Here is a 416-nt window from a genome sequence, read left to right on the forward strand (position 1 = left end):
CGATTAGGAAGTCCAGTTAGTGGATCATGGTACGCCATATTACGAACAGCAAGCTCCGATTGTTTTAAGTCTGTAATATCACTAATGGAAGCAATGACTTCCTTTACTTCTGCTTGTTCATCTTTAACTGGAGAAAGTGTTGTATGAAAAAAACGTTTTCCCTCTTTATATTCAAATTTAACAGTTTTACCTTCAAAAGCTTTTCGAAACTGTTTTTCAATAAACGGCTGTTGGTTATTATCCCCGATCACATTCGTTACTAGCTTACCTTTCACCTCATCAGTATTGAGTCCAATTTCTTCAGCAAGACGCCCTGCTAAGAAAGTTACTTGCGGGCCAAGGTTAGGATTCCATACTGTGCGAAAGACAAAGTTGTGAAGATTCTTAATCAAGGTTGAATAGTCTTGTTCAATAAC

At 37.5% G+C, this 416-nt stretch carries 1 protein-coding gene; it reads right to left on the reverse strand.

Annotated elements, in window-relative coordinates; all coding sequences use genetic code 11:
- The coding region (locus tag AOA59_RS31785) for a PAS domain S-box protein (protein WP_158235293.1) at nucleotides 1–416 on the reverse strand (416 nt) is incomplete at both ends.

This window comes from Pseudomonas sp. 2822-15, assembly GCF_002742515.1.
GTDB lineage: Bacteria > Pseudomonadota > Gammaproteobacteria > Pseudomonadales > Pseudomonadaceae > Aquipseudomonas > Aquipseudomonas salomonii.